The following is a 24,905-nucleotide window of genomic DNA, read 5'->3' as shown; positions in this document are numbered from 1 at the left end:
TCTTCATCTGGTGCTGTGCTAAGGTAGCGCCATCATAGCCCCTGACAAGGAACTGCCCATGGATGCCCTCCACCTGTTACTGAATCGTCACTCCTGTGGTCGTCTGGCCGAGCCCGCCCCGAGCGGCGAGGTACTCGACAATATCCTCAAGGCCGGGTTGCGGGCGCCGGATCACGGCACCCTGACCCCCTGGCAGTTCATCCTGTTCGAAGGGGAGGGTCGCGAACGGCTCGGCACCTTGCTGGCACAGGCTGCTCGCAGCCGCGGTGAGGATGAGGAGAGCATCAAGAAGTGTCAGGAAGCCCCGCTGCGCGCACCGCTGCTGATCGCGGTGGCAACTCGCTATCAGGAGCATCCCAAGGTGCCGCGGCTGGAGCAGGAACTCTCCGCCGGCTGCGCCCTGATGGCGATGCAGATGGCGGCCCAGGCCCAGGGCTTCAACGGCATCTGGCGCTCCGGCTGGTTCATTTTCGACGAGCAGATCAATGAAGGGTTGGGACTGACACCGGAGGATCAGCTGGTGGGCTTCCTCTACCTCGGTACCCCCATGCTGGAGGCTCGCAAGCTGCGCGAGCTGCCGGTGAGCGAGTTCGTGCGCCGCTTCTAGTCTGCTTCATTATCGGCAAGGCCCTGACTCGTCAGGGCTTTTTTGTTTATGGTGGCGGGCTGTACTGATATTTGGAAGATTGCCAAGAGGGAGGCCGTGGCTGGCAGGGAATTTTTTAAATAGTGAGATGCCGTTCTCAATCCTGGTTTATTACGCTATGTAAAACGTTTGCGCCTCGTTAATATCCCTGTGCCAGTTTAGAAGGTGACCCCTTCTAATTTTCTGCGATGAGAGTCGCAATTCCGTAGCACCTTTTTACAGCCCAACGTCTTGATGACATTGGGCTTCATTTTTATGGGCACTGTTCAGGCGCCGGTACCCTTAACTCCCTGATACCGGCAAACCCGCCTTTTTACAGGCCATCATGGTCTTGATGGCATTGGATTTCATTTTTATGGGCACTTTGCAGGCGCTGGTACCCTCAACTCTTTAGGATCGGCAAACCCACCTTTTACGGGGGGTTCTCGGTACGTGTTGCTAGCTCACCGGCGTCTTGCCTTTGGCGGGCAGCACGCGGGCCGGGTTGCCCACCACCCGGCCGCCGGCCGGCACATCTTTGGTGACCACGGCTCCGGCGCCCACGATGGCCTCCCGCCCTATGGTGACGCCGGGCAGCAGGATGGCGCCGCCGCCAATCCAGACCCTGTCCTCGATGGTGACCGGCAGCGCCGTCTCGACCCCCAGGATCCGTTCATCGGCATCCAGCGCGTGGGCGGCGGTGTAGATCTGCACGTTCGGCCCAATCATCACCTCGGCGCCGATGCGAATGGGGGCATTGTCCAGCAGGGTGGCCCCCATGTTGATGTAGCTGCGCTCGCCAAGGTGGATGTGGCGGCCATAGGTGCAGTAGAGGGGCGGGCAGATGAAGGCCCCCTGGGCCAGCTCGCCGACGATCTGCTGCAGCAGCGCCAGCTGTTCATTCTCCTCGTCGCTGCGATTGAAGCGGCGGTACAGGCGGGCCGTCTCCCGGCGCAACAGATCCAGTTCCGGCGCCATGCAGTTGTAAGGCTGGCTGGCGATCATCTTGTCGTACTCGGTCATGGCGGCTCCTGTGGCTTGCCTTGGTGGCGCGTGGGGTTCACATGTTAGCAGCCCGGCCGCCGGATAACCGTGATCAGCGGCCCGCTACGGGCAGCATCAGAGAGGTGGCTGCTGCCGGCGAGTTGAAAACAGACGGGGCTCCCATGTGGGAGCCCCGTTGGCAGCTTTGTGTCGATGACTTAGCCGAGTTTGCGGCCGATGGGTTGGCAGCCGCTGTGGCTTGTTGTTTATCAGCCGAGTTTGCGGCCGGAGAGGCGGCACCACTCTTCCTTCACCGCAGTCGGATCCATCTCGAACCACTGGCCATAGATGGTCTCCAGCTCCGGCGCCTGGCTTTCCAGCACGCCGGAGAGGGCCATCAGGCTGCCCGCCTTGCCGTGGCCGGCGATCAGCGGCGCCAGTTCGCGCAGCGGGCCGGCCAGGATGTTGGCGACCACCACGTCCGCTTCGACATCTTGCGGCTGATCCGCCGGCAGATAGAGCTCTATCTGATCGGCGACGCCATTGCGCTCGGCGTTGTCACGGCTGGCCTGGATGGCCTGCGGATCGATGTCGATGCCGATGACCCGGGCGGCACCCAGTTTCAGGGCGGCAATGCCGAGGATGCCGGAGCCGCAACCAAAGTCGACCACGGTTTTACCGGCCAGATCCAGACCGTCCAGCCACTGCAGGCAGAGCGCCGTGGTGGGGTGGGTACCGGTACCGAAGGCCAGACCTGGGTCCAGCATGACGTTGACCGCATCGGGGTTCGGCACGTCGCGCCAGCTCGGGCAGATCCAGAGCCGCTCGCCGAACTGCATGGGGTGGAAGTGATCCATCCACTCGCGCACCCAGTCCTTGTCTTCCAGCTGCTCCACCTTGTAGCCCACGTCCTCACCGAAGATCTGCTGGAAGAAGGCGATGGTGGGCGCCGGATCGGTTTCGGCGTCGAACAGCCCCATTACTTCGGTCTCGCCCCACAGCGGGGTTTCGCCCGGCATGGGTTCATAGACGGGCACATCCTTGGCATCCATAAAGGTCACCGCCTGGGCACCACGCCCCAGCAGCATGTTGCTCACCTTGTCTGCGGTCTTGGCAGTGGCGTTGATTCGAATTTGTATCCAGGGCATGGCATCGACTCTTCATAAATGTGAAACCGCGGGATTCTATCATCATGGGCGTGTGCTGTCGTGGTTTGCACATGCAGTGTGGTGGAGGATGCGGACTTTGCCGAGTTGGCACGGTTAATGTATTCCTCATTGGGTGACGGGAAGCAACCTGTTCCCGCTGAATGCTTTGCTCTAGGAAAGTTCCGTCATCTTTTTCAGCCACCTTCGGGTGGCTTTTTTTTTGCCCGCAGAGTGGCCGGGGGCTGCATACCCCGGTGGCAGGGGGCAATGTGGCAAGCAAGCGGGGAGGCGGGCGGGATTGGCACACTAGCTGCAAAGATACAGAGGTCCTGCATAAGGATATGTGTGTGATTGTTACCCCAACGTTCAGGTATTTAGGGCCATCCCGGCGGGATGGCCCCTTTTTTTGGCTCTTTTTATGGTGATGCTGCGTGGTGACTGTCTGTTGCCTGAGGTGAGCTGTGCTGTGATGGGGCTTGTCACTGGTGAGTTCACCCCATGATGGTGCAGTTTTTACCCATAAGGGATTAGTTGCCGAACTGGCTCATGTCGATCACCAGCTTGCCCACCATGCGGCCGGCTTCCACCTCGGCATGGGCCTGAGCCAGGGTGGTCGGGGTCAGCTCGGCCACCACCTTGCTGAGGGTGGTCTTGACCACTCCCTGATCCACCAGGGCGGCGACCAGCCCCAGCAGGTTGTGCTGCTCGATCATGTCCGGGGTCTGGAACAGGGAGCGGGTAAACATGAACTCCTGGCTGAAGGTGACGCTCTTGCTCTTGAGCAGGGAGAGGTCCCAGGGCACGCTCGATTCGGCGATGGTGCAGATATGGCCGAACGGGCTGATGAGGCTGGCCATGGCATCCCAGTGCTGCTCGGTGGCATTGGTGCAGAAGATGGCATCTACCTGAGTGATGCCGAGGGCGGTGAGCTCCTCCTGCAACCGGTGATGGCTCACCACCTGGTGGGCCCCCATCTGCAGGCACCAGGCCCGGGTCTCGGGGCGCGAGGCGGTGGCGATCACCTCCATGCCGGTGAGCTGGCGGGCCAGCTGGATGGCGATGGAGCCCACGCCACCGGCGCCGCCGATGATCAGCAGCTTGCCGCTGCTCTCGCGGGTGAGGCTCATGCGCTCGAACAGGGTTTCCCAGGCGGTGATGGCGGTGAGCGGCAGGGCAGCTGCTTCCAGGTCGCTCAGGCTGGTGGGGGCGAGGGCTGCGATGCGCTCATCCACCAGTTGCAGGGCGCTGTTGCTGCCGGGGCGGCTGATGTCGCCGGCATACCAGACCCGGTCGCCCGCCTTGAACAGGGTTACCTCGCGGCCGACGGCGATCACTTCGCCCACGGCGTCCCAGCCCAGCACTCGCGGGCTGCTCTCGACCTTGGCCTTGGGGGCACGCACCTTGGTGTCCACCGGGTTGATGGAGGTGGCCTTGACCCGCACCAGCAGGTCGCGCGGGCCTGGTGTCGGGTCGGCCAGATTGGCTTCGATGAAGCAGTGGGGGTGATCGCTCGGCAGATAGTGGGTCAGGGCGATGGCTTTCATGGCAGTTCCTTTCAAATCGGTTGGATGGGGATTGCCAGCCACTCTAGTCTGGTTGATTATTCAGATTAAGATGGGTAATTGGTAAAGACTGTTTGAATATATGAACAATGTCGAACTGGAGCTGATGGGGCTGTTCGCCACCGTGGTGGAGCAGGGCAGTTTTACCGGCGCGGCCGAGTTGCTCGGCATGCCCAAATCCTCGGTCAGCCAGAAGATCTCGCGGCTCGAATCCCAGCTCGGGGTGCGCCTGTTGCAGCGCACCACCCGCCGGCTGAGCCTGACCCCGCAGGGGGAGGTCTATGTGGAGCAGTGCCGGGCGCTGCTGGCGCTGGCCCGCAGCGCCAATCTGGCGATGGCGCGGCTGCGCGCGGCCCCGGCCGGCCGGGTGCGGATCACCGCGCCGGAGGCGACTGGCACCCTGCTGCTCGGCCGGATCCTGGCCGAGTTTCGGGCCCTCTACCCCGAGGTGGTGCTGGAGCTGACCCTCTGCGATGAGCAGCTTGATCTGGTGGGGGAGGGTTATGATCTGGCGCTGCGGGCGGCGCCGCTGAAAGATTCCAGCCTGATCTGCCGGCGTATCGGTCAGGTGCCGCGCCATCTGGTGGCGGCGCCCGCCTATCTGGCGGCCCACGGCACGCCGCAACAGCTGAGCGTGCTGGGGCGATACGCCTGCCTGGTGCACACGTCGCTGCCGGTGTGGCCCTTGCAGGAGGGAGGTTGGCGGCCGCAGGGGGCTTGTCTGAGCAACAGCCTGCTGGCGCTGCGGGAGCTGGCCATCAATGAGGGGGGAATCGCTCTGCTGCCCCATCACGTCTGCGAAGGAGATCTGGCGAGTGGCCGCTTGCAGAAAGTGTTGCCCGAGCTCGCCGTGCCGCCCAATCCCTTCTATCTCATCTACCCGAGCCGGGAGCACCTGGCCCCCGCCCTGCGTAGCCTGATGGACTTCGTGGCCGAGCGCTTGCCGTTTGCCTGAGGCTACCAGCCGCTCTGGCCGGCGGACTCCTGATTGGGTTTGAGGCCGAGCGGCACCGACTGGCGCTCTGCCAGCATACGGATCTGCCCCTCGATCAGGCTGGCGTTGGGGCCCAGCACCAGCACCAGCTGATGGTCGTTGAGCTGGATCCAGGAGAGACAGCCCAGCCCCAGCAGGCGGGATTGATCCACCAGCGAGATGTCGCGCACCCGCAGGCTGAGGCGGGTGAGGCAGACGCTCATGGCCTGCAGGTTGTCCATGCCGCCCAGCACCTTGAGGTACTGGATCGCCAGCATCTGGGGGTCGGAGGGGGCGACGCTGGCGAGGCGCGGGTGCTCCGGCGCGATGGGCTTGCTCGGCAGGCTGAGGGGCGTGCGCTCCAGCAGCTGATAGAACAGCAAGGTGTAGGCGACGAAGAACAGGATGCCGACCGGAATGAGCCAGAAGCTGTGCTCGCCGGCGTGGTAGCTCAGCACCAGATCCAGCAGGCCGGCGGAGAAGTAGCTGCCCACCTTGATGCCGAGCGCGCTGCAGGTGGCGAGCGACAGGCCGGTCAGCAGGGCGTGGGCCAGAAACAGCCAGGGGGCGGTGAAGGCGAACAGGAACTCGATGGGTTCGGTGATGCCCACCAGCGCCGAGGTGAGCGCCAGGGTGAGCAGCAATCCCCCCTGCGGCAACCGTTGCATGCGCTGGCGGTGCAGCCAGATGGCGAAGCAGGCGCCCGGCAGGCCAAACATGATGATGGGGTAGAGCCCGGCCACATAGCCTTCGTGCAGCGGCTGGGCGCTGGCCAGTGCCTGCAGGTTGCTCTCCCCCAGCCCGATGAGGCTGCCCAGCACCTGATGCAGGCCGAGCGGGATCAGCAGCCGGTTCAGTACGCCGTAGCAGAAGGCGCCGAACGGGGTGGTGAGCAGTTCGGAGGCGAGCAGGGTGATGCCCTGTTCCAGCAGCGGCCAGAGCAGTGCGAGCGGGAAGGCCAGCAGCAGGCAGGTGAGCGCCGAGGCGAGCAGGCTGGTGAAATCGCCGTTGACCAGCCGCAGCCAGTGGGGCATGGGGTGGCGCTTGAGCCAGGGGTAGACGATGGCGGTGGTCAATCCCGCCAGCAGGCCGCAGATCATGTCGCTGTGCAGGCCGGGGGCCAGGGTGCCGAGCGCCGAGCTCAGCAGCAGAAAGTTGACCGCGCCGGCCAGCGCCTGGGTGCCTTCACCCTGGCGGCTCAGCCCGAAGGCGATGGCCACCGCATAGATGAGCGGCATCTGGCTGAACAGGGCGCGGCCGGTGAGGGAGAGCACCGCCAGATCCAGCACGTCCGGCTGGCCGAGCCGATAGAGCAGCGCGGCCAGCGGCAGGATGGAGACCGGCAGCAACAGGGCGTAACCGAGTCGCTGCAGGGCTTGGGTCAGGATCTGTCTGGCGTTCTGTACGGGCATAAGGGTGCGGTATTTTGTGACATGGCGCACAGTTTACCCGTAAAACACCCATTTTGGGATAGTTTCGGAACCCTTTATTAATCCATTTATGATTGCGGCTCAAACAAGCGCCGCACATGCTGGCTCGGGGCCGGGGTCAGCAGGCTGACCAGCACGAAGGCTATCAGCCCCAGCGCCAGGCTCGGCACGATGGCGTGCAGGCCGGCCGGCTTGATCTCCCACTGGCTCAGGATGGCGTAGCAGAGGATGCCGCACACCATGCTGGCCAGGGCCCCCGGGCCGTTGGCCCGCGACCAGTAGAGGCCGAGCACCAGTGGCCACAGGAACACCGCCTGCAGGCCGCCGAAGGCGAGCAGGTTGAGCCAGATGATCATCTCGGGGGGCTGCAGCGCCGCCAGCAGTACCAGGGTGCCCAGGATCAGGGTGCAGAGCAGGGAGAGGCGCGGCACCCGCACTTCCAGCTTCTCCTGGCCGGCCTTCTCCGGGCTCAGGTAGTTGAGGTAGAGATCCTTCACCAGGGTGGCGGAGGCCTGGATCAGCTGGGAGTCGATGGTGGACATGATGGCCGCCATGGGCGCCGCCAGGAAGACCCCGGCCAGCCAGGGTGGCAGTACCTCCATCATCAGGGAGGGCATGATCTTGTCCGGGCTGTCCATGCCGGGCAGGATGGCGCGGCCCAGGGCGCCGGCCAGGTGCATGCCGAACATCAGCAAGGCGCTGACGATGGTACCGATGAGGATGCCGCGGTGCAGCGCCTTGCTGTCGCGGTAGCCGAAGCAGCGCAGCGCCGAGTGGGGCAGCCCCACCACCCCGATGCAGACCAGCACCCAGAAGCTCAGCATGAAGGGCTGGGTCAGCAGGTCGCCGGCCCCCTGCGGGCTCACCAGCTTGGGATCGATCACCTTGAGCTGGTGGATGAGGTTGGGCAGGCCGTTACCGGCCACCAGGATCCCCGCCAGCAGGGCGCCGGTGCCGATCAGCATGATGATCCCCTGCAGCGCATCCGTCATCACCACGGCGCGAAAGCCGCCGATCACCGTGTAGAGCAGCACGCAGCTGGCGAACAGCAGCAGCCCCTGCTGATAGCTGAGGCCGGTGGCGGTCTCCAGCAGCCGGGCACCGCCGATGAACTGCACCACCATGGTCGCGATGAAGGCCAGGATGATGGTCATCGAGCCCAGCACCACCACCCACTTGCTGCGATAGCGGGCCCACAGCATGTCGTTGATGGTCACCGCATTGACCCGGCGGGCGATGATGGCGAACTTCTTGCCGAGCACCCCCAGGGTGAGCCAGACGGTGGGCAGCTGGATCATCGCCAGCAGCACCCAGCCGAGGCCGATCTTGTAGGCGGCGCCGGGCCCACCGATAAAGGACGATGCAGAGGTGTAGGTGGCCACCAGCGTCATGGCCAGCACCAGGCCACCCATGCTGCGGTTGCCGATGAAGTACTCCTGCACGAAGTCCCCGTTGCTGCGATGGCGGCTGGCCCAGAAACCGACCCCCAGCACCAGTACCAGGTAGATGACCAGCGGCAGCATCAACTCAAGATTCATGGGAAGGCTCCTTGGCATCGAGGGGAGGGGAGTCGAGGGGGATGTCCACGAACAGACGATCCACCATCAGGCCGCACAGCACGATGAACAGCAGCGGCATCAGGATGCAGCTGAGCAGGAACCAGAGCGGCATGTCCCAGCATTCGATCTCTGCGGGGATGAAATAGGCCGTGCCATACCAGGCAAGGAAGTAGAGCAGGGTCAGCAGCAGGCAGAGGGCTGCTTCCCGGCGAGCGAGCGCGAAACGATTCACCTTGGCCTCCGACAATTTTGAGGGGCGCAAGGATAACAAAAAAGGGCCATGTCGCCATGGCCCTTTTTCAACAGAGGCTCCTTGCGGAGCCGACGTCCACCAACATGGCGGTCTTGGTCAAGGATCCTTACAGACCGAGCTTCTTGTGCAGGTAGTGGATGTTGGTGCCACCGTGCTGGAAGTTTTCGTCCTTCATGATCTCTTTTTGCAGGGAGACGTTGGTCTTGATCCCTTCCACCACCAGCTCGTCCAGCGCCTGACGCATGCGGGCGATGGCGACGTCGCGGTTTTCACCGTAACAGATCAGCTTGCCGATCATGGAGTCGTAGTAGGGCGGTACCTTGTAGCCGGCGTAGATGTGGGAATCCCAGCGTACGCCCAGACCGCCCGGCGCGTGGAAGCGCTGGATCAGGCCAGGAGACGGCATGAAGGTGGCCGGGTCTTCGGCGTTGATCCGGCATTCGATGGCATGGCCACGGATGCGGATGTCCTGCTGGGTGATCGACAGGGGCTGACCGGCGGCAATGCGCAGCTGCTCCTTGATCAGATCCACGCTGGTGACCAGCTCGGTGACCGGGTGCTCAACCTGGATACGGGTGTTCATCTCGATGAAATAGAACTCGCCGTTCTCGTACAGGAACTCGAAGGTGCCCGCACCGCGGTAGCCGATTTCGATACAGGCGCGTACGCAGCGCTCACCGATGAACTTGCGCATCTCTTCGGTGATGCCGGGTGCCGGCGCCTCTTCGACCACCTTCTGGTGACGACGCTGCATGGAGCAGTCGCGCTCACCCAGATAGAGGGCGTTGCCCTGGCCGTCTGCCAACACCTGAATCTCGATGTGGCGCGGGTTCTCCAGGTACTTCTCCATGTAGACCATGTCGTTCTTGAAGAACTGGCCTGCTTCGGATTTGGTCAGCGCGATGGCGGCAGACAGCTCGGCTTCACTGCGCACCACGCGCATGCCGCGACCACCACCTCCGCCGGCGGCCTTGATGATCACCGGGTAGCCAATGCGCTTGGCGATGGCGGCGTTGTGCTTGGCATCGCTGTCGACCGGACCGTCGGAGCCCGGTACGCAGGGCACGCCCGCTTTCTTCATCGCCTCGATGGCGGAGACCTTGTCACCCATCAGGCGAATGGTCTCGGCGCGCGGGCCGATGAAGATGAAACCGGATTTCTCGACCACTTCGGCGAAGTCGGCGTTCTCGGAGAGGAAACCGTAACCCGGGTGGATGGCGACGGCACCGGTCACCTCGGCGGCGGCGATGATGGCCGGCACATTGAGGTAGGAGTCGGTACTGGCCGGCTTGCCGATACAGATGGTTTCGTCGGCCAGCAGCACATGCTTGAGCTCCCGGTCGGCGGTGGAGTGAACGGCCACTGTCTTGATCCCGAGCTCTTTGCAGGCGCGCAGGATCCGCAGGGCAATTTCACCGCGGTTGGCGATGACTACTTTGTCCAACATGGGTGGCGACTTCCCTTATTCGATGATGAACAGCGGCTCGTCGAATTCGACGGCCTGACCATTTTCAACCAGGATCGCTTTGATCACACCGGCCTTGTCAGACTCGATTTGGTTCATCATTTTCATGGCTTCGACGATGCACAGGGTATCGCCGACATTGACGTGCTGACCGACTTCCACGAACGGCTTGGCTTCCGGGCTGGAGGAGCGGTAGAAGGAGCCAACCATCGGGGAGCGCATCAGGTGACCGCTCGGGATGGCGTCGGCAGCCGGGGCAGCAGCAGCCGGTGCGGCGGCAGGAGCGGCAACCGGGGCGGCAGCTTGTTGCATGATCATCTGCGGAGCAGCGGTCACCTGACCGGAGAAGTTGCGGCTGATGCGAACGGACTCTTCACCTTCGGAGATCTCCAGTTCGGCGATGCCGGACTCTTCAACCAGTTCAATCAGCTTCTTGATTTTGCGGATATCCATTAGCATTCTCTTTCTTCTTTATCTGATCAGTGATTATCAAGCCGCGCGCAACTGGTGCACGGCCGCGGTTAAAGCGAATTGGTAGCCATCGGCCCCCAGCCCACAAATGACCCCCTTGGCGACATCAGACAGATAGGAGTGATGACGGAAGGGTTCCCTGGCATGGACGTTGGACAGGTGAACCTCGATAAAGGGGATGGCCACACCCAGCAGCGCATCGCGGATGGCGACGCTGGTGTGGGTGAAGGCGGCCGGGTTGATGATGATGAAATCCACCTGACCCATGGCCTGGTGGATGCGGCCGACCAACTCATGTTCGGCATTGGATTGCAGGTGTTCCAGTGTGACCCCGAGTTCGCCGGCGTTGTGCGTCAGATCGGCGACGATCTCATCGAGCGTCTTGCTGCCGTAGATGCCCGGTTCCCGTTTGCCCAGCAGGTTCAGGTTCGGCCCGTTGAGCAGGAGAATTCGGTGTTTTTGCGACATATTGAGTACATCCTCGATGATAATGCTGCTATCTGTCAGCCATCTTGTGGACTATCAGAAATCTAGTCATTTTCTGCGCAAATCGGTGTGCACTGGCACACAGATTTCGCAATTATATTGATTTCGTGAAAATTAGCAGCATTTTACTGGTCTAATCTCTACATCTGTCTATTTTTCGCGCTAACCGGTGCGTTGTTGAAACGCTCAGTAGCAAAGACGACAAAGCCGGCTCGAGGCCGGCTTTGGAGGCAGGAACGCAGTCAGGATCAGGCTGCTTCCGACTTCTCGCGGATCAGCTTGTCCACCACGCCCGGATCCGCCAGGGTGGAGATATCCCCCAGGCTGTCGGTCTCGCCGGTGGCGATCTTGCGCAGAATTCGCCGCATGATCTTGCCGGAGCGGGTCTTGGGCAGCCCCTCGGCCCAGTGGATCACGTCCGGGGTGGCGATGGCGCCGATCTCCTTGCGGACCCACTCCTTCACCTCTTTATGCAGCTCCCGGCTCGGCTCCTCGCCGGCGATCAGGGTGACATAGGCGTAGATGCCCTGACCCTTGATCTCGTGCGGCACGCCCACCACCGCCGCTTCGGCGATCTTGGGATGGGAAACCAGCGCGGATTCGATCTCGGCGGTGCCCATGCGGTGACCGGAGACGTTCAGTACATCATCCACCCGCCCGGTGATCCAGTAGTAGCCATCCTCGTCGCGACGGGCACCGTCGCCGGTGAAGTAGCGGCCGGGGAAGGTGGAGAAGTAGGTCTGCTCGAACCGCTCGTGATCGCCGAACACGGTGCGCATCTGGCCCGGCCAGGAGTCGGTGATCACCAGGTTGCCCTCGGTGGCCCCCTCCAGCGGCTCGCCCATGTTGTCCACCAGCGCCGGTTGCACGCCGAAGAAGGGACGGGTAGCCGAGCCAGGCTTGAGAGCGGTGACGCCGGGCAGCGGGCTGATCAGGATGCCGCCGGTCTCGGTCTGCCACCAGGTATCGACGATGGGGCAGCGTTCCTCGCCTATGGTGCGGTAGTACCACTCCCAGGCTTCCGGGTTGATGGGCTCGCCCACCGAGCCCATGATGCGCAGGCTCGAACGGGAAGTGCCGGCTACTGCCTCGTTGCCCTTGGCCATCAGCGCGCGGATGGCGGTGGGGGCGGTGTAGAGGATGCTGACCTGGTGCTTGTCCACCACCTGGCTCATGCGGTTGGTGGCCGGGTAGTTGGGCACCCCTTCGAACATGATGGTGGTGGCGCCGTTGGCAAGCGGCCCGTAGACCAGATAGGAGTGGCCGGTGACCCAACCCACGTCGGCGGTACACCAGTAGATGTCCTCTTCGTGGTAGTCGAAGATGTACTTGAAGGTGAGCGTGGCATAGACCAGATAGCCGCCGGTGGTGTGCAGCACCCCCTTGGGTTTGCCGGTGGAGCCGGAGGTGTAGAGGATGAAGAGCGGATCTTCGGCCCCCATCGCCTCGGGCGGGCAGTCGGCGCTGACGGTGGCGACGGCGTCGTGCCACCAGATGTCCCTGTGGTTGTGCCAGGCGATGTTGCCGCCGGTGCGCTTGAGCACGATCACCTTGTTGACCTTGGTCTCCGGGTTGGTGAGTGCTTCATCCACGTTCTTCTTGAGCGGTACCGGGCGGCCGCCGCGCAGCCCTTCATCGGCGGTGATGACGATGGAGGAGCCGGAGTCGATGATGCGACCGGCCAGGGCCTCCGGCGAGAAGCCGCCGAAGACTATGCTGTGCACGGCGCCGATGCGGGTACAGGCCAGCATGGCGATGGCCGCTTCCGGCACCATGGGCATGTAGAGGCAGACCACGTCACCCCGATGCACGCCTTGTGCTTTCAATACGTTGGCAAACTTGCACACCTCGGCGTGCAGTTCGCGGTAGGTCAGCTTGCGATCCTCGGCCGGGTTGTCCCCTTCCCAGATGATGGCGACCTTGTCACCGCGCTGTGCCAGATGGCGATCCAGGCAGTTGACCGAGACGTTGAGCAGGCCATCTTCATACCACTTGATGGAGACGTGGCCCGGGTCGTAGGAGGTGTTCTTGACCCTAGTATAGGGCTTGATCCAGTCGAGGATTTTTCCCTGCTCACCCCAGAAGGCATCCGGATCCTGCACCGAGGCCTGGTACATGGCCTCATAGCCTGCCTTGTCCAACAGGGCACCCTTGCTGATGTGGGCCTTGACCGGGTAGACCTTGCTCTCGCTCATCTGTCACTCCTTTGAATACATTCCCGTAATGATTAGGTAACAACTTATACCTTTGGCGAGGGAGGGCAATTAGACTTTTGGATAGATGGAAACATCCGCTTACAGCGCCATGAGTGACAATTCATCGGTGATTGAGTAAAAACATCGGTTTTATCGATGGAGATAGCCATGCTGTCCTTGCTCCTTTGCACCTCCCTCTGGCAGTTCGAGGCCCCGCAGGCCACCGATGAGGCCGCATTGGCCGCCCCCCATGCCAACGACCTTGCGCTGACACCGGCACAGCCTGATTTGCCATCCCTGCGGGACCACATCAGCGGTCAGTTGAGCGAGGCCTGGCTGGCGCGCAAGCCGTCGGTGTCCGTCACCCTCGAAGAGAAAAAATCCTCCTATCCGCAGGACTCGTTGCTGGAAGAGTCACGCCGGCAGCAGGACGAAGGGTGGGATGCCAGGCTGACCTTCAACTGATGAGCGTCACCTGCGCCGCTGGTGCGGCGCGGATCCCGGCGCACCGCTAGCACCAGGCGCCCTTGCGCGAGCCCAGCTGCTCGGCCAGATGGGGCTCGGCCAGCGGGTGGCTGAACAGATAACCCTGCCCCTCCTGGCAGTGCAGTGATTGCAGAAACTGGCGCTGGGCCTGGGTCTCAATCCCTTCGGCGGTGACCACCATGCCCAGGCTGTCGGCCAGGTTGATGATGGTGCGGCACAGCTCCCGGCTGTGCTTGTCATCGGGCAGTGCCTGCACGAAGGTGCGGTCAATCTTGATGCGATCGATGGGCAGGCTCTTGAGCAGGCTCAGGGAGGAGAAGCCGGTGCCGAAGTCGTCGATGGCGATCTGTACCCCCAGTGCCTTCAGGCGTCTGAACAGCTGCAGGCTCTGATCGACTCGCTGGATGATGCTCTCGGTGACCTCTATCTCCAGCTTCTCTGGCGGAAAGCCGGTCTCGGCCAGGATGGCGGCGACCCGCTCCACGTAACCTGCCGAGCGCATCTCCCGCACCGACACATTGATCGACAGTCTGGGTACCGCCAGTCCGGCGGTCAGCCACGCCTGTCCCTGCCGGCAGGCGGTGCGCATCACCCACTCACCGATCTGCTCGATAAGCCCGCACTCCTCGGCCACCGGGATGAAGCGGGTGGGTCCTATCATCCCCTCGCTGGGGTGCTGCCAGCGCAGCAGGGCCTCCAGCCCGCTCATGCGGTTGCTGGCGAGCTCCGTCATGGGCTGATAGAGGACGCAGAGCTGATGCTGCTCGATGGCCTTGAACAGTCCCTGCTCCATGCTCATTCGCTCCCGGGTCTGCTCGGTCATGTCCGGGGTATAGAACAGATAGCCGTTGCGGCCCCGGTTCTTGGCCTCGTACATGGCGCTGTCGGCGGCGCTGACCAGGGTATCCGGGCTGGTGGCGTGTTCCGGATAGAGAGCTATGCCGATGCTGGCGGAGACGGCCACCCGTTCGTTGCCGAGTTCGACCGGCTCGCGCAGGCAGGCCAGCAGTTGCTCGGCGAGTCGCTCCAGCTCCTGTGGCCGTTCAAAGAAGGGGATCAGCACCAGGAACTCATCGCCACCGAGCCGGGCGGCCACGTCGTTGTGGCGCAGGACGCGGCGGATCCGCTCGGCCAGCAGCTTGAGCAGCTCATCGCCGGCGCGATGGCCCAGGGTGTCATTAATTAGTTTGAAGCCATCCAGATCGATGAACAGCAGGGCCAGTTGCTGGTGGTTGAGCTGGGCGGTCTTGAGTTCCAGCTCCAGCCGCTCCTGCAGCAGGTTGCGGTTGCCGAGCTCGGTCAGGGGATCGTGATAGGCGAGGTGGTTGAGCTGCGCTTCAGCCTTGCGAATGGCGCTGATGTCGGAGAAGGCGATGACGTAGTTGGTGGTGTTGTGGCGGCTGTCGTGCACGGCACTGACATGCTGCCAGGAGGTGAAGTAGCCGCCATCCTTGCGCAGGCACATCATCTCGCCATGCCAGGCGTGACTGCCGGGCAGCAGGGTATGCCAGGGATAATCGATGTCGGTGTGGCGGCGTGGATGCATGATGGCCTCCGGCGACTTGCCCACGATCTCCGCCTCTTCATATTGAGTCATGCTGGAAAAGGCCGGATTGACCGAGATGATCTGGCGCTGGCCATCCATGATGATGATGCCTTCGGCGGCGGTCTCGAACACCACGTTGGCCTGGCGCAGCTTGTCCTCCTGGTTGCAGCGACTGGTGGCATCGTGGATCACCCCGGTGATGCGCCGCCCCTGATGGTCGGTGGCCGCCACGTGATCGGCGTGAATGTCGACCCAGCCTCGCAACTGATCCGGCCCGAGATAGCCGAGGGTGAGGTGAATGGGGGCCGTGCCGTTGATCGCCGCCCTGAACTGCTCGCCAGAGAGCGGATCGAAGCGCTTGATGAACTGCTCAATCCCCCCTTGAAACTGACTGGCCGTGGTGCCGAGCAGGCGCTCGACCTGGCCGTCAAACTGCAGCCTGTCCTCCGTCACATGCCACTCCCACACCCCGATCTGGCCGGCACTCATGGCCAGTTGCAGCCGCTGCTGTGCTTCGACCTGCTCGGTGACGTCCCGCACTATGGTGAGGATGCGGTCGGGCACCCCCTGTTCGTCCAGCATGGGGCTGTAAATTGCTTGCCAGTGGCGCTGCCGACCCTGATGGGCCGCGGTATGGCCGCTCAGGTTCAGCTCGACCCGGGGGACGCCGCTGCTGATGATCTGCTGGAACAGGGGTTCCAGCACCGGAGCCAGCGTGGGGACGATTTCGCGCAGATATCTGCCGTAGTGCTCTTCTCGGGAGAGGCCGTTGAGATCGGCCAGGGTCTGGTTGACGCTGCGGCAGCGAAAGTGGCGGTCAAACACGCCTATGCCAAACGGGGCCAGTTCGAACAGCTGCTGCAGCTCGTTCATGTTCAATTGCCCCGCCAGCGGTGGATCCGGCATGGCATTGAAAGTCTCTTCGCCCATCGCGCGCTCCTGAATTGACTTTTTTGTCACTTAAGCTGCTGTCAGTATGGCATGAAGCATTCTGGAGGGAAGAGAGGGGGCGTCATTCGCCCCCTTTTAGCGGTGTTACCAGCTGAAGTGATAACTCAGGGTCAGGTTGATCATCGGTTGCCAGTCGTGCTCCTTGATGAGCCACTGCTTGGCGCCGAACTCGGTGCCAAGGCGCCACTGCTGCCAGCGCCAGCTGCGTTCCAGCGTGACTCCCCAGTCCCGCAGGCCCTCGTCAGCTCCGTAGGCGGCCATGTGGGCCTGACTGCCCCGGGTCAGCCAGAGGTTGAGGGAGATCTCGGCCGGCAGCGGCAGGCTGTGCTCCATGTACCAGAGCTGGCCATAACGGCCGCTGACGTCATAGAGCTGGCCCAGAGTGAGCTGGTGATCGTCGTCCAGTTGCCAGCCGAGGCGCCAGAAGGCGCTGAAGCGGTTGCGATCGACCACCTGCATGGGCGCGACGCCGACCGCGAAGAAGCTCTTTTTGTAGAGCGGCAAGGCCAGCCCGGCGCTCTGGCCATCGGCGAAGAGCAGGCCGACCTGGGTTTCTCGCTCATAGGCGAGCCAGAACTGCATGCTGGCATCGGCGCTGACCCCTGCCTGATTGCTGCCGAGCTGCCACTGACCGCCCAGCTGCCACTGGTTGTCCGGCTCTTTGGCCGACAGGGGCAGGGTCAGGAACAGCAGCGGCAGCCAGCACTTATTTGCCATAGAGCCGCGCCCAGTCACGGTCCTGGTGCATGCCCATCAGGTGGCAGATGATGCCGGAGCGCTGGAAGGCGTAGATGAGCAGCACGCTGGTGGCGCTGAGCGCCATGATGAGGCCGAAGTTGTTGGGCAAGATGGTGCCCTGACGGGCGGTCCACCACAGCAAAAGCGGGCCCCACAGGTGCACGAAGATGCTCTTGTGGAAGATGAAGACGGTCAGCGAGTACATGCCGATCCAGTTGAGCGGGCGCCAGCACAGCCGGATGTTGCGCTGATGCAGCCAGAGCATGGCCCCGATCACCAGAAACTCCATGCCCCAGATGCCGGCGCGGCCGACCATGTCCATCGCCAGTTCGTGCTCGTTGGCGTAGATGTCGCTGAGCTCGACCGTGCTGGTCTCGCCGAACATGAGATAGACGGCCAGCGCCACCAGCGAGAGCGTCAGTACCAGGGCGTTGAGGCGATCCCGCCATTGGGGCCGCTGATGCCAGCACCAGCCATAGAGGAAGCCGAAGCAGCCGCTGGCCATGAAGAGGTCGAGGCGGGCATCCAGCTCGTAGTCGGGGTGCACGTGCAACTTCATCCAGCCGTCGATGTGACCGAGCAGATCCTGCACGCCGAGCTGATCCAGCAGCAGGCTGAGCAGGGTCAGCAGCAGCATGCCGCGAATGCCGAACCAGGCGTAGACCAGCGAGAAGAGCGCCAGCAGGCACATCCACAGCATCACCGGGTAGAACGAGATGGCCTCGCCGAAGTTGGGGGCGATCACCAGCCCTTCCACATAGAGCACCAGAATGATGCTGGCGAACAGCACCAGCTTGCCGCCCAGCTGCGGTCTGAAACTGGCCTGATCGCGGCGGCTGAGGTTGAAGGCGGCCAGCGCCAGGTAGATCTGGCTGACCCAGGGAATGAGCCAGGCCGAGACCTGGGCCGTGGTGTGATCCATGGGCAGCAGCTGGCCGGCCATCGCCTTGTGCGACAGATAGAAGCTGTCCCACAGGGCGTGTTCCCGGTTGAAGAAGTCGATGTACCAGTAGTTGAGGTAGCCGGTGTAGTGCTCGAAGACGGCCATGAAGATGACGAGCCCTCGCAACAGGTCGAGACCCGTGATGCGTGCATCCTGTGGAGGCATGCTGATGCTCCTGCATTGGTTGGAAAAGGAGCGGCACTATAACGGTTGCGGCGAAACTGAACGGGAGCTGAATGTAAGCGAATGTTACCAGCAATTGAGGGTCTGCCCTTGTGACAAGGGCGGATGGGCGGATCGGGCTGTCATGATTTGTAATAGTTTTGGCGGTTTATCAGCCTTTCTGGCGGCCGAAGGCCTGGATGCCGCGCACCAGCACCAGCAGGCCGAGCCCGTGAAACGGCAGCGCCAGGGCGAGCAGCAGCAGCCAGTGGGCCTCGCTGCCGCTGCTGTTGATGAAGTCGACCCAGGCGGCCAGCAGGGCCAGCATGCCCGCTATCTGGAAGCGGCGGCGCAGCACCACCTCCACCCCGAGATTGGCGAGATAGAGGGTCAGCAGGATGCCGGCGAAACCGGTGAGCTGGGCGGTGCCGTAGAGGACGCGGTCCGGGTTGAACAGCAGGGTCACGAGGGGGGTAAGGCCCTGATCCAGCGGGATCAGGGCCAGCAGCCAGCAGGCAATCAGCAGCAGGGCCGTCTTCATGTCGAACTCAGTCGGCGGCTGGCGCCGGTTTGACCAGGCTGAGGTAGTTGGCATCCATGGTGAGGAAGACCCCCAGCAGGCGGGCGCTGGCGCCGTAGAAGCCAAACGGATCGGCGGCGCGGCAGGCGCGCTCGAAATGCGGGAACCAGGCCAGCAGATGGCCGTGCAGCAAGGCCTCCTGCTCGCCGAGCCACTGTTCGCGCAGATCGGCGCTGGCGGCTTCGGCGGCGCGAATGATGAGACTGCCCATCAGATCCAGTTCAACCCCCAGATGATCGACCGGTTGTTGGTATTTGGCGCTGACATCGATATTGATCCGGCTCAGCCGCGCCTGCATGCGCTCTAGCGCAGCGGCGTCCTGGTGGGCGGATTCATGGGGAGAGACGGCGTCGTTGGCCAGGAACAGCTCATGGAAGTCGCCGGCCAGCGCGTTGGCCCGTTCGGGGCGTACCAGCAGGCGGGCGATGGCGTCATTGAGCTCGGCCACGGCCGGGCGCATCGGATCGAGCGTGGAGAGGCTCTTCAGGAAGCTTCGCACATCATAGCTGTCGTATTCGGCGATCTGTTCGTCGCTGAGCTGGGCGGTAAACAGGGTCGCAAACCACCAGTAAAGTTCGGCCCGACGTTCGCTAGTGGCCAGAAATTCCTGCATTTTTCCTCCGTGGATGGCAAGCGGGAAGCAGACTGAGCCCGATTCTAACGGCTTTGGCAGAAAAGTTAACCCATAGGTGACAATCCGCCGAACAAGTCGGGAAAAACGCCGCCAGAGGCGGCCTTTTCAGGGCATGTCGGTGACGGTGTCAGGCGGTGGGGCGGGCCTCGAACTGTGGCAGCTCATCGGTGATCTCGTGCCAGGGGGCCTTGGAGCCGACGAAGATGTGAAAGCCGGGTCGCTGGCTCGGCGCCGTGTCGAGAATGCCGAGGCGCAGGTTCAGCTTGCCGCTGCTGCGCTTCTCGCTGAACAGGCTGGAGCCGCACTGACGGCAGAAGGCGAGGGTGGTCTCGGGGGATTTCTGGAAGCGGCTGATGGCCTCCTCTCCTCGAGTGATGGTGACGAGCGCACCATCCAGGCCGCCCACCGGGGCGTAATCTGCGCCGGAAAATTTGCGGCACTCGGAACAGTGGCAGTTGCCCAGATAGTCGAAGCGGTCGGGCAGGCTCAGGGCGACGGCGCCGCACAGGCAGCTGGCGGTCAATGATGTCATCTTGCGGATCCTTGGCTGATGGGTCAGAGCTCCTCGCGATAGAGCGTCTTCTTGCAGCGGGTGCAGATATGCTGGCGCCGGAAATCGGTCTGGTGCACCAGGCCCACATCCAGTTGCTGATGGTGGCCGCAGTGAATACAGAAGATGATGTCGCCATCGATGGCTTCCGGGTGCGCTGCCAGATACTGCTCGCGGGTGGGCAGTTGATCCCACTGCGTGACAAAGGGACTCTTGCGAGTGCCGGTATAGTAGATCCAATAGAACAGCGCGAATACCGAAATAATCAGAAACAGCATCAGGTTATCCAGCATGGCTTACTCCCGTGAGGTCTGCGGTGCAAAGAGGCAAGGGGGTGACGTGAGCAGCAGTTGACCGGATGCGATGAGAGGGCCCTTCTGTTGCCGGTCGCGTCGTTGCTGCGCATGCCGGGCAACCGCTGTGCCAGCTAAAGATGTTATCTGTTAGTAAATGCTATATCCATGATCTGGCTCTGGTTTTGGCTGTTCGGCCAGTCCGGGCCCGGTCATGTTGCCCGGGCGGTGACAGGGGATCGCACGGCTGGCGTGGGTGTCGGGCGATGACGGTCCAGCCGATTGGGGAGCATGGGTATTGTGAATTTCGCGACACATTTTACATTTTTTAAACAAATTTTTGGGTGGTTGGACTGTCTCTTTGATCCAGCTCACGTTACAATGCGCCTGCCCACTTCACCTATCGCGCAAACGATTTTCAGGAGAGAAACGGATGTTGAAACGTGACATGACCATTGCCGGCTATGATCCAGAGCTGTGGCAGGCCATCACAGACGAGACCCGTCGTCAGGAAGAGCATATCGAGCTGATTGCGTCCGAGAACTACACCAGCCCCCGTGTCATGGAAGCCCAGGGCTCCCAGCTGACCAACAAGTACGCCGAGGGTTACCCCTCCAAGCGTTACTACGGTGGTTGCGAGTATGTGGATGTGGTTGAAACCCTGGCTATCGAGCGCGCCAAAGAGCTGTTCGGTGCCACCTACGCCAACGTGCAGCCGCACTCCGGCTCCCAGGCCAACAGCGCCGTCTACATGGCCCTGTTGCAGCCGGGCGACACCGTGCTGGGCATGAACCTGGCCCACGGCGGTCACCTGACCCACGGCTCCCCGGTCAACTTCTCCGGCAAGCTGTACAACATCATCCCCTACGGCATCGATGAGTCCGGCAAGATCGACTACGACGACATGGAACGTCAGGCTGTCGAGCACAAGCCGAAGATGATGATCGGTGGTTTCTCCGCCTACTCCGGCATCGTCGACTGGGCTCGCATGCGCGAAATCGCCGACAAGGTCGGAGCCTGGCTGTTTGTCGACATGGCCCACGTGGCAGGCCTCATCGCCGCTGGCGTCTACCCGAACCCGGTTCCCCACGCCCACGTGGTCACCTCCACCACCCACAAGACCCTGGCTGGTCCGCGTGGTGGTCTGATCCTCTCCGCCGCCGATGACGAGGAGCTCTACAAGAAGCTCAACTCCGCCGTCTTCCCGGGTGGTCAGGGTGGCCCGCTGATGCACGTCATCGCCGGTAAAGCGGTGGCCTTCAAAGAGGCACTGGAGCCGGAGTTCAAGACCTATCAGGCTCAGGTCGTGAAAAACGCCAAGGCGATGGCTGCGACCTTCATCGAGCGCGGCTACAAGATCGTCTCCGGCGGTACCGACAACCACCTGATGCTGGTTGACCTGATCGGCCGTGAGCTGACCGGCAAAGAGGCCGATGCGGCCCTTGGCAAAGCCAACATCACCGTCAACAAGAACTCCGTGCCCAACGACCCGCGCTCCCCGTTCGTCACCTCCGGCGTGCGGATCGGTACCCCGGCCATCACCCGCCGTGGTTTCAAGGAAGCCGAGTCCATCCAGCTGACCAACTGGATCTGTGACGTGCTGGACAACCACGACAACGATGCCGTGCTGGCCACCGTACGTGAACAGGTGCTGGACATCTGCCGTCGTTTCCCGGTGTATGCCTGATAACGGCCCTCACCCGGTTTGAGACCAATGCCACCCACGGGTGGCATTGTTTTTTGTGGCGTTTGGCAACACAGGAGGGCCTGATGACGCTGAACGACGAAGAGCATAGCGGGCAAGGCAATCTGACCATGGCCAGTGAACAGCAAGACGGGGCGCTGGAGGCTGCGCTCAGGCAGGCGATCCGCGCCCAGTACCACTTTCGCGCCAGCGAAAAGGGGCTGCTGGCCTGGGACGTGCGCCGGCTGGTGCGACTGAGCCGTGATCTGCCGGTGCAGGCGGTGGCGCTCGGCGAGATTGCCGAGCTCGATCAGGTGCACTGGTACGGCCATGACGCCGCCCGCCCCACGGTGCGCAGCGTGGTGGAGCACTGCCAGCTGATGATGGCGGCCGATCTCGCCTATCCCATCCTGCTGGACAGCGCCGGCCGGGTGATGGATGGCATGCACCGGGTAGGCAAGGCGTTGCTGCTGGGCCACAGCCATATCGAGGCGCGTCGCTTTGCCGTCGATCCCGCCCCCGATTATCAGGGCTGCGACCCCGATACCCTGCCTTATGACGACTGAGCCAGGGGCCGCCTGGGTGTATGCCATTCCTTGTTTCCACGGGCTTTTACCGGTTCCGGATGGCCGTGCTACACTGGCCGGCCTAGAGCCAGCCCCCGGGGCCGGCGCCCTTTTCCGTCAACGCCGGAGGTCCGATGCATTGCCCTTTCTGTAGTGCGGTAGATACCAAGGTGATCGATTCCCGTCTGGTGGCCGAAGGCCATCAGGTGCGCCGCCGTCGCGAATGCCTGCTCTGCCACGAGCGCTTCACCACCTTCGAGATGGCCGAGCTGGTGATGCCCCGCGTCATCAAATCCAATGGCTCGCGCGAGCCGTTCAACGAAGACAAGCTGCGGGCCGGCATCTTGCGGGCGCTGGAGAAGCGGCCGGTGAGCATGGAGGCCATCGAAAAGGCGGTCAACCACATCAAGTCCCGTCTGCGCGCCACCGGCGAGCGCGAAGTCGCCTCCCAGCTGGTGGGCAACCTGGTGATGGACGAGCTCAAGAGCCTGGACAAGGTGGCCTATATCCGCTTTGCCTCCGTCTATCGCAGTTTTGAAGATATTCGCGAGTTTGGTGAAGAGATCGCCAAGCTGGAGAAGTAAGTCTTTCTTCCAAACCAGATTGCCGCGTTCGATTACGCTGCGCTAATCGAACCTACGATATTGCGTAAGCTTGGATGTGCTGTCAGAGGAGCCCAGATGTTTAGTCAAGACGATTACCAATGGATGAGCCGGGCCCTCGAACTGGCCCGCCGCGGCCGTTACACCACGGCCCCCAACCCCTGCGTCGGCGCCGTGCTGGTGAAGGCCGGCGTGGTGGTGGGAGAGGGCTGGCACCAGCGCGCGGGCGAGCCCCATGCCGAGGTGTACGCCCTGCATGCCGCCGGTGACAACGCCCGCGGCGCCACCGCCTACGTGACCCTGGAGCCCTGCTCCCATCACGGCCGCACCCCGCCCTGCGCCGAGGCACTGATCAAGGCCGGGGTGACCCGTGTGGTCGCCGCCATGGTGGATCCCAACCCTCAGGTGGGCGGGCGCGGCCTGCGCATGCTCTCCGAGGCTGGCATCAAAACCGATTTCGGCCTGCTGGCAAGCGAAGCCGAGGCGCTCAACCCGGGCTTTTTCAAGCGGATGCGCACCGCGTTTCCGCAGGTGACGGTCAAGCTTGGCGCCAGCCTGGATGGCCGTACCGCCATGGCGAGCGGCGAGAGCCAGTGGATCACCTCCCCGGAGGCGCGTCGCGACGTGCAGCGGCTGCGGGCCCGCCACGATGTGGTGCTCTCCAGCGCCGAGACGGTGCTGGCGGATAACGCCTCCCTCACCGTGCGCTGGGACGAGCTGCCTGCCTCGGTCAAGGCCGTCTATCCCAAAGAGACCCTGCGCCAGCCGCTGCGGGTCATCGTCGATTCGCAAAACCGGCTCACCCCGGATCTGCCGCTGTTCCAGAGCGAGGGCCCGGTACTGCTGGCTCGCCACAAGGCATCCGGTGAGTGGCCCGCCTGGGTCCAGCAGCTGGAAGTACCGCTGCTGGACGGCAAGCTGGATCTGGTCAGCCTGTTCATGCTGCTGGCCAAGCAGAACGTCAACTCTGTGCTGGTGGAGGCGGGGCCGCGGCTGTGCGGCGCCCTGCTGGACAAGGGGCTGGTGGATGAGCTGGTGCTCTATCAGGCGCCCAAACTGATGGGGGATGAGGGGCGCGGCCTGTTCCACCTGCCGGGGCTGACCCGACTGTTCCAGGCCCCCAAGCTCAACATCAAGGATGTGCGCATGGTGGGGCCGGATATCCGCATTACGGCCAGACTGGCCTGATTTATCAATGTTAAAGGGGCCGTGCCGCCCCCGTCATCAGCAAGGTGATCTGCATGTTTACCGGAATTATCGAAGCGGTGGGAACCCTGGCCGAGCTGCGCCGCCAGGGTGAGGACATGGCCCTCACCGTGCACGCACCGACTCTGGATTTTGGCGACGTCAAGCTGGGCGACTCCATCGCCACCAACGGCGTCTGCCTCACCGTGATCGCGCTCGGCGACAAGAGCTATACCGCCGACGTGTCGCTGGAAACCCTCTCCCGCACCGGTTTCGCCACTGCCAGGGTGGGGGATAGGGTCAACCTCGAGAAGGCGTTGATGCCCACTTCCCGCCTCGGCGGCCACCTGGTCTCCGGCCATGTGGACGGCATCGGCGAGGTGAAGAGCAAGTCCGCCAGCGGCCGCGCCATCGAGTACTGGATCAAGGCACCGGGCGAACTCTCCCGCTACATCGCCGAGAAAGGCTCGATCGCGGTGGACGGCATCAGCCTCACCGTCAATGCCGTGCAGGGGGATCTGTTCCGGCTGACCATAGTGCCCCACACCGCCCAGGAGACCACCATCGCCCAGTGGAAACCTGGCTACAGGGTCAATCTCGAGGTGGATCAGATTGCCCGCTATCTGGAGCGGCTGATGACGGGCAAGCGTGAGGAGAGCAGCGCCTCCACCCTGACCCTGGAAAAGCTGGCCCAGTCCGGCTTCCTGTGATGGACCCTCGGCGGGAAAAACGCTTTTCTGTGATCCCGCGCTGATTGAAATGGGGCCTCCTGTGCCCCATCTAGAGCACAATAGGCAGTATCAAGCCGAGCCGACTGGCTCAATCCCCGCAGCA

25 protein-coding genes are annotated in these 24,905 nt (G+C 62.9%); 8 read left to right on the top strand and 17 right to left on the bottom strand.

The window, feature by feature from the left end; genetic code table 11:
- Positions 1-58: 58 nt before the first annotated feature.
- On the top strand, positions 59-607 hold the full coding sequence (locus tag QLG02_RS03270; RefSeq protein WP_011707121.1) for an NAD(P)H nitroreductase: 549 nt from the start codon (positions 59-61) through the stop codon (positions 605-607).
- A gap of 477 nt (positions 608-1,084) precedes the next feature.
- Here QLG02_RS03270 and QLG02_RS03265 read toward each other — a convergent pair whose 3' ends face one another.
- From QLG02_RS03265 to QLG02_RS03255, 3 genes are all read right to left on the bottom strand, one after another.
- The gene (locus tag QLG02_RS03265; protein ID WP_282464492.1) at positions 1,085-1,648 is read right to left on the bottom strand and encodes a sugar O-acetyltransferase; all 564 of its coding nucleotides are present in this window, start codon (positions 1,646-1,648) and stop codon (positions 1,085-1,087) included.
- Between the two features lie 230 nt (positions 1,649-1,878).
- Complete coding sequence (prmA, locus tag QLG02_RS03260; RefSeq protein ID WP_010675412.1) at positions 1,879-2,757, bottom strand: 50S ribosomal protein L11 methyltransferase; 879 nt, start codon at positions 2,755-2,757, stop codon at positions 1,879-1,881.
- 527 nt (positions 2,758-3,284) lie between these two features.
- Positions 3,285-4,301 carry a zinc-binding alcohol dehydrogenase family protein gene (locus tag QLG02_RS03255; protein ID WP_282464491.1) on the bottom strand — a complete coding sequence of 339 codons (1,017 nt, stop codon included), beginning with the start codon at positions 4,299-4,301 and terminating at the stop codon, positions 3,285-3,287.
- A 100-nt stretch (positions 4,302-4,401) separates the two neighbouring features.
- Between QLG02_RS03255 and QLG02_RS03250 the strand changes: the two genes are divergently transcribed.
- A complete protein-coding gene (locus tag QLG02_RS03250) occupies positions 4,402-5,274 on the top strand; it encodes a LysR family transcriptional regulator (protein WP_282464490.1) in 873 nt (290 codons plus the stop codon).
- A gap of 2 nt (positions 5,275-5,276) precedes the next feature.
- Here QLG02_RS03250 and QLG02_RS03245 read toward each other — a convergent pair whose 3' ends face one another.
- From QLG02_RS03245 to acs, 7 genes are all read right to left on the bottom strand, one after another.
- A complete protein-coding gene (locus tag QLG02_RS03245) occupies positions 5,277-6,704 on the bottom strand; it encodes a PTS transporter subunit EIIC (protein ID WP_024944285.1) in 1,428 nt (475 codons plus the stop codon).
- An 86-nt stretch (positions 6,705-6,790) separates the two neighbouring features.
- Positions 6,791-8,260, bottom strand: a complete 1,470-nt coding sequence (panF, locus tag QLG02_RS03240) for a sodium/pantothenate symporter (protein WP_282464489.1) — start codon at positions 8,258-8,260, stop codon at positions 6,791-6,793.
- Positions 8,250-8,528, bottom strand: a complete 279-nt coding sequence (locus tag QLG02_RS03235) for a YhdT family protein (protein WP_016351749.1) — start codon at positions 8,526-8,528, stop codon at positions 8,250-8,252. Before QLG02_RS03235 ends, panF begins: the two co-directional genes overlap by 11 nt.
- Positions 8,529-8,640: 112 nt before the next feature.
- Positions 8,641-9,981, bottom strand: a complete 1,341-nt coding sequence (gene accC, locus QLG02_RS03230; protein ID WP_011707113.1) for an acetyl-CoA carboxylase biotin carboxylase subunit — start codon at positions 9,979-9,981, stop codon at positions 8,641-8,643.
- A 15-nt stretch (positions 9,982-9,996) separates the two neighbouring features.
- Positions 9,997-10,452 (bottom strand): acetyl-CoA carboxylase biotin carboxyl carrier protein, encoded by a 456-nt coding sequence (accB, locus tag QLG02_RS03225; protein WP_011707112.1) that lies wholly within the window; start codon positions 10,450-10,452, stop codon positions 9,997-9,999.
- 36 nt (positions 10,453-10,488) lie between these two features.
- The gene (gene aroQ / locus QLG02_RS03220) at positions 10,489-10,938 is read right to left on the bottom strand and encodes a type II 3-dehydroquinate dehydratase (protein ID WP_016351748.1); all 450 of its coding nucleotides are present in this window, start codon (positions 10,936-10,938) and stop codon (positions 10,489-10,491) included.
- Between the two features lie 266 nt (positions 10,939-11,204).
- Entirely contained in the window at positions 11,205-13,151 is a 1,947-nt protein-coding gene (gene acs, locus QLG02_RS03215; RefSeq protein ID WP_282464488.1) for an acetate--CoA ligase, read from the bottom strand.
- Positions 13,152-13,319: 168 nt separating this feature from the next.
- Between acs and QLG02_RS03210 the strand changes: the two genes are divergently transcribed.
- Positions 13,320-13,616, top strand: coding sequence for a hypothetical protein (locus tag QLG02_RS03210; protein WP_282464487.1), 297 nt, complete (start codon positions 13,320-13,322; stop codon positions 13,614-13,616).
- A gap of 46 nt (positions 13,617-13,662) precedes the next feature.
- On the opposite strand, the gene QLG02_RS03205 is transcribed toward QLG02_RS03210, so the two are convergent.
- The 7 genes from QLG02_RS03205 to QLG02_RS03175 all read right to left on the bottom strand — a co-directional run bounded on the left by QLG02_RS03205 (position 13,663) and on the right by QLG02_RS03175 (position 20,034).
- Positions 13,663-16,113, bottom strand: coding sequence for an EAL domain-containing protein (locus QLG02_RS03205; RefSeq protein ID WP_282464486.1), 2,451 nt, complete (start codon positions 16,111-16,113; stop codon positions 13,663-13,665).
- 105 nt (positions 16,114-16,218) lie between these two features.
- Positions 16,219-16,851: a hypothetical protein gene (locus QLG02_RS03200; protein WP_029299278.1), complete on the bottom strand. Its 633-nt coding sequence runs from the start codon at positions 16,849-16,851 to the stop codon at positions 16,219-16,221.
- Positions 16,841-17,980 (bottom strand): hypothetical protein, encoded by a 1,140-nt coding sequence (locus tag QLG02_RS03195; protein ID WP_282464485.1) that lies wholly within the window; start codon positions 17,978-17,980, stop codon positions 16,841-16,843. The genes QLG02_RS03200 and QLG02_RS03195 overlap by 11 nt, the downstream gene beginning before the upstream one ends.
- A gap of 169 nt (positions 17,981-18,149) precedes the next feature.
- Positions 18,150-18,518 carry a hypothetical protein gene (locus tag QLG02_RS03190; protein ID WP_016351742.1) on the bottom strand — a complete coding sequence of 123 codons (369 nt, stop codon included), beginning with the start codon at positions 18,516-18,518 and terminating at the stop codon, positions 18,150-18,152.
- 7 nt (positions 18,519-18,525) lie between these two features.
- Positions 18,526-19,170 (bottom strand): molecular chaperone TorD, encoded by a 645-nt coding sequence (gene torD, locus QLG02_RS03185; protein ID WP_282464484.1) that lies wholly within the window; start codon positions 19,168-19,170, stop codon positions 18,526-18,528.
- Positions 19,171-19,318: 148 nt separating this feature from the next.
- Complete coding sequence (locus tag QLG02_RS03180) at positions 19,319-19,723, bottom strand: GFA family protein (protein ID WP_199269000.1); 405 nt, start codon at positions 19,721-19,723, stop codon at positions 19,319-19,321.
- 23 nt (positions 19,724-19,746) lie between these two features.
- Positions 19,747-20,034 carry a hypothetical protein gene (locus QLG02_RS03175; protein WP_017409302.1) on the bottom strand — a complete coding sequence of 96 codons (288 nt, stop codon included), beginning with the start codon at positions 20,032-20,034 and terminating at the stop codon, positions 19,747-19,749.
- A gap of 433 nt (positions 20,035-20,467) precedes the next feature.
- Here QLG02_RS03175 and glyA point away from each other — a divergent pair, with 433 nt between their 5' ends.
- The 5 genes from glyA to QLG02_RS03150 all read left to right on the top strand — a co-directional run bounded on the left by glyA (position 20,468) and on the right by QLG02_RS03150 (position 24,781).
- On the top strand, positions 20,468-21,721 hold the full coding sequence (glyA, locus tag QLG02_RS03170; protein ID WP_011707102.1) for a serine hydroxymethyltransferase: 1,254 nt from the start codon (positions 20,468-20,470) through the stop codon (positions 21,719-21,721).
- A gap of 128 nt (positions 21,722-21,849) precedes the next feature.
- Positions 21,850-22,284, top strand: a complete 435-nt coding sequence (locus tag QLG02_RS03165) for a hypothetical protein (RefSeq protein ID WP_282464535.1) — start codon at positions 21,850-21,852, stop codon at positions 22,282-22,284.
- A gap of 134 nt (positions 22,285-22,418) precedes the next feature.
- Complete coding sequence (gene nrdR, locus QLG02_RS03160; RefSeq protein ID WP_010675395.1) at positions 22,419-22,868, top strand: transcriptional regulator NrdR; 450 nt, start codon at positions 22,419-22,421, stop codon at positions 22,866-22,868.
- 96 nt (positions 22,869-22,964) lie between these two features.
- A complete protein-coding gene (gene ribD / locus QLG02_RS03155; protein ID WP_282464483.1) occupies positions 22,965-24,074 on the top strand; it encodes a bifunctional diaminohydroxyphosphoribosylaminopyrimidine deaminase/5-amino-6-(5-phosphoribosylamino)uracil reductase RibD in 1,110 nt (369 codons plus the stop codon).
- A 53-nt stretch (positions 24,075-24,127) separates the two neighbouring features.
- Entirely contained in the window at positions 24,128-24,781 is a 654-nt protein-coding gene (locus tag QLG02_RS03150; RefSeq protein WP_106553201.1) for a riboflavin synthase, read from the top strand.
- The last annotated feature ends 124 nt before the right edge of the window (positions 24,782-24,905 follow it).

Origin of the sequence: Aeromonas sp. V90_14 (assembly GCF_029967615.1) — a bacterium.
In the GTDB taxonomy this organism is placed as follows: domain Bacteria; phylum Pseudomonadota; class Gammaproteobacteria; order Enterobacterales; family Aeromonadaceae; genus Aeromonas; species Aeromonas hydrophila.
The sequence above is the reverse complement of the archived record's forward strand: the minus strand, read 5'-3'. Positions and strand labels throughout refer to the sequence as shown.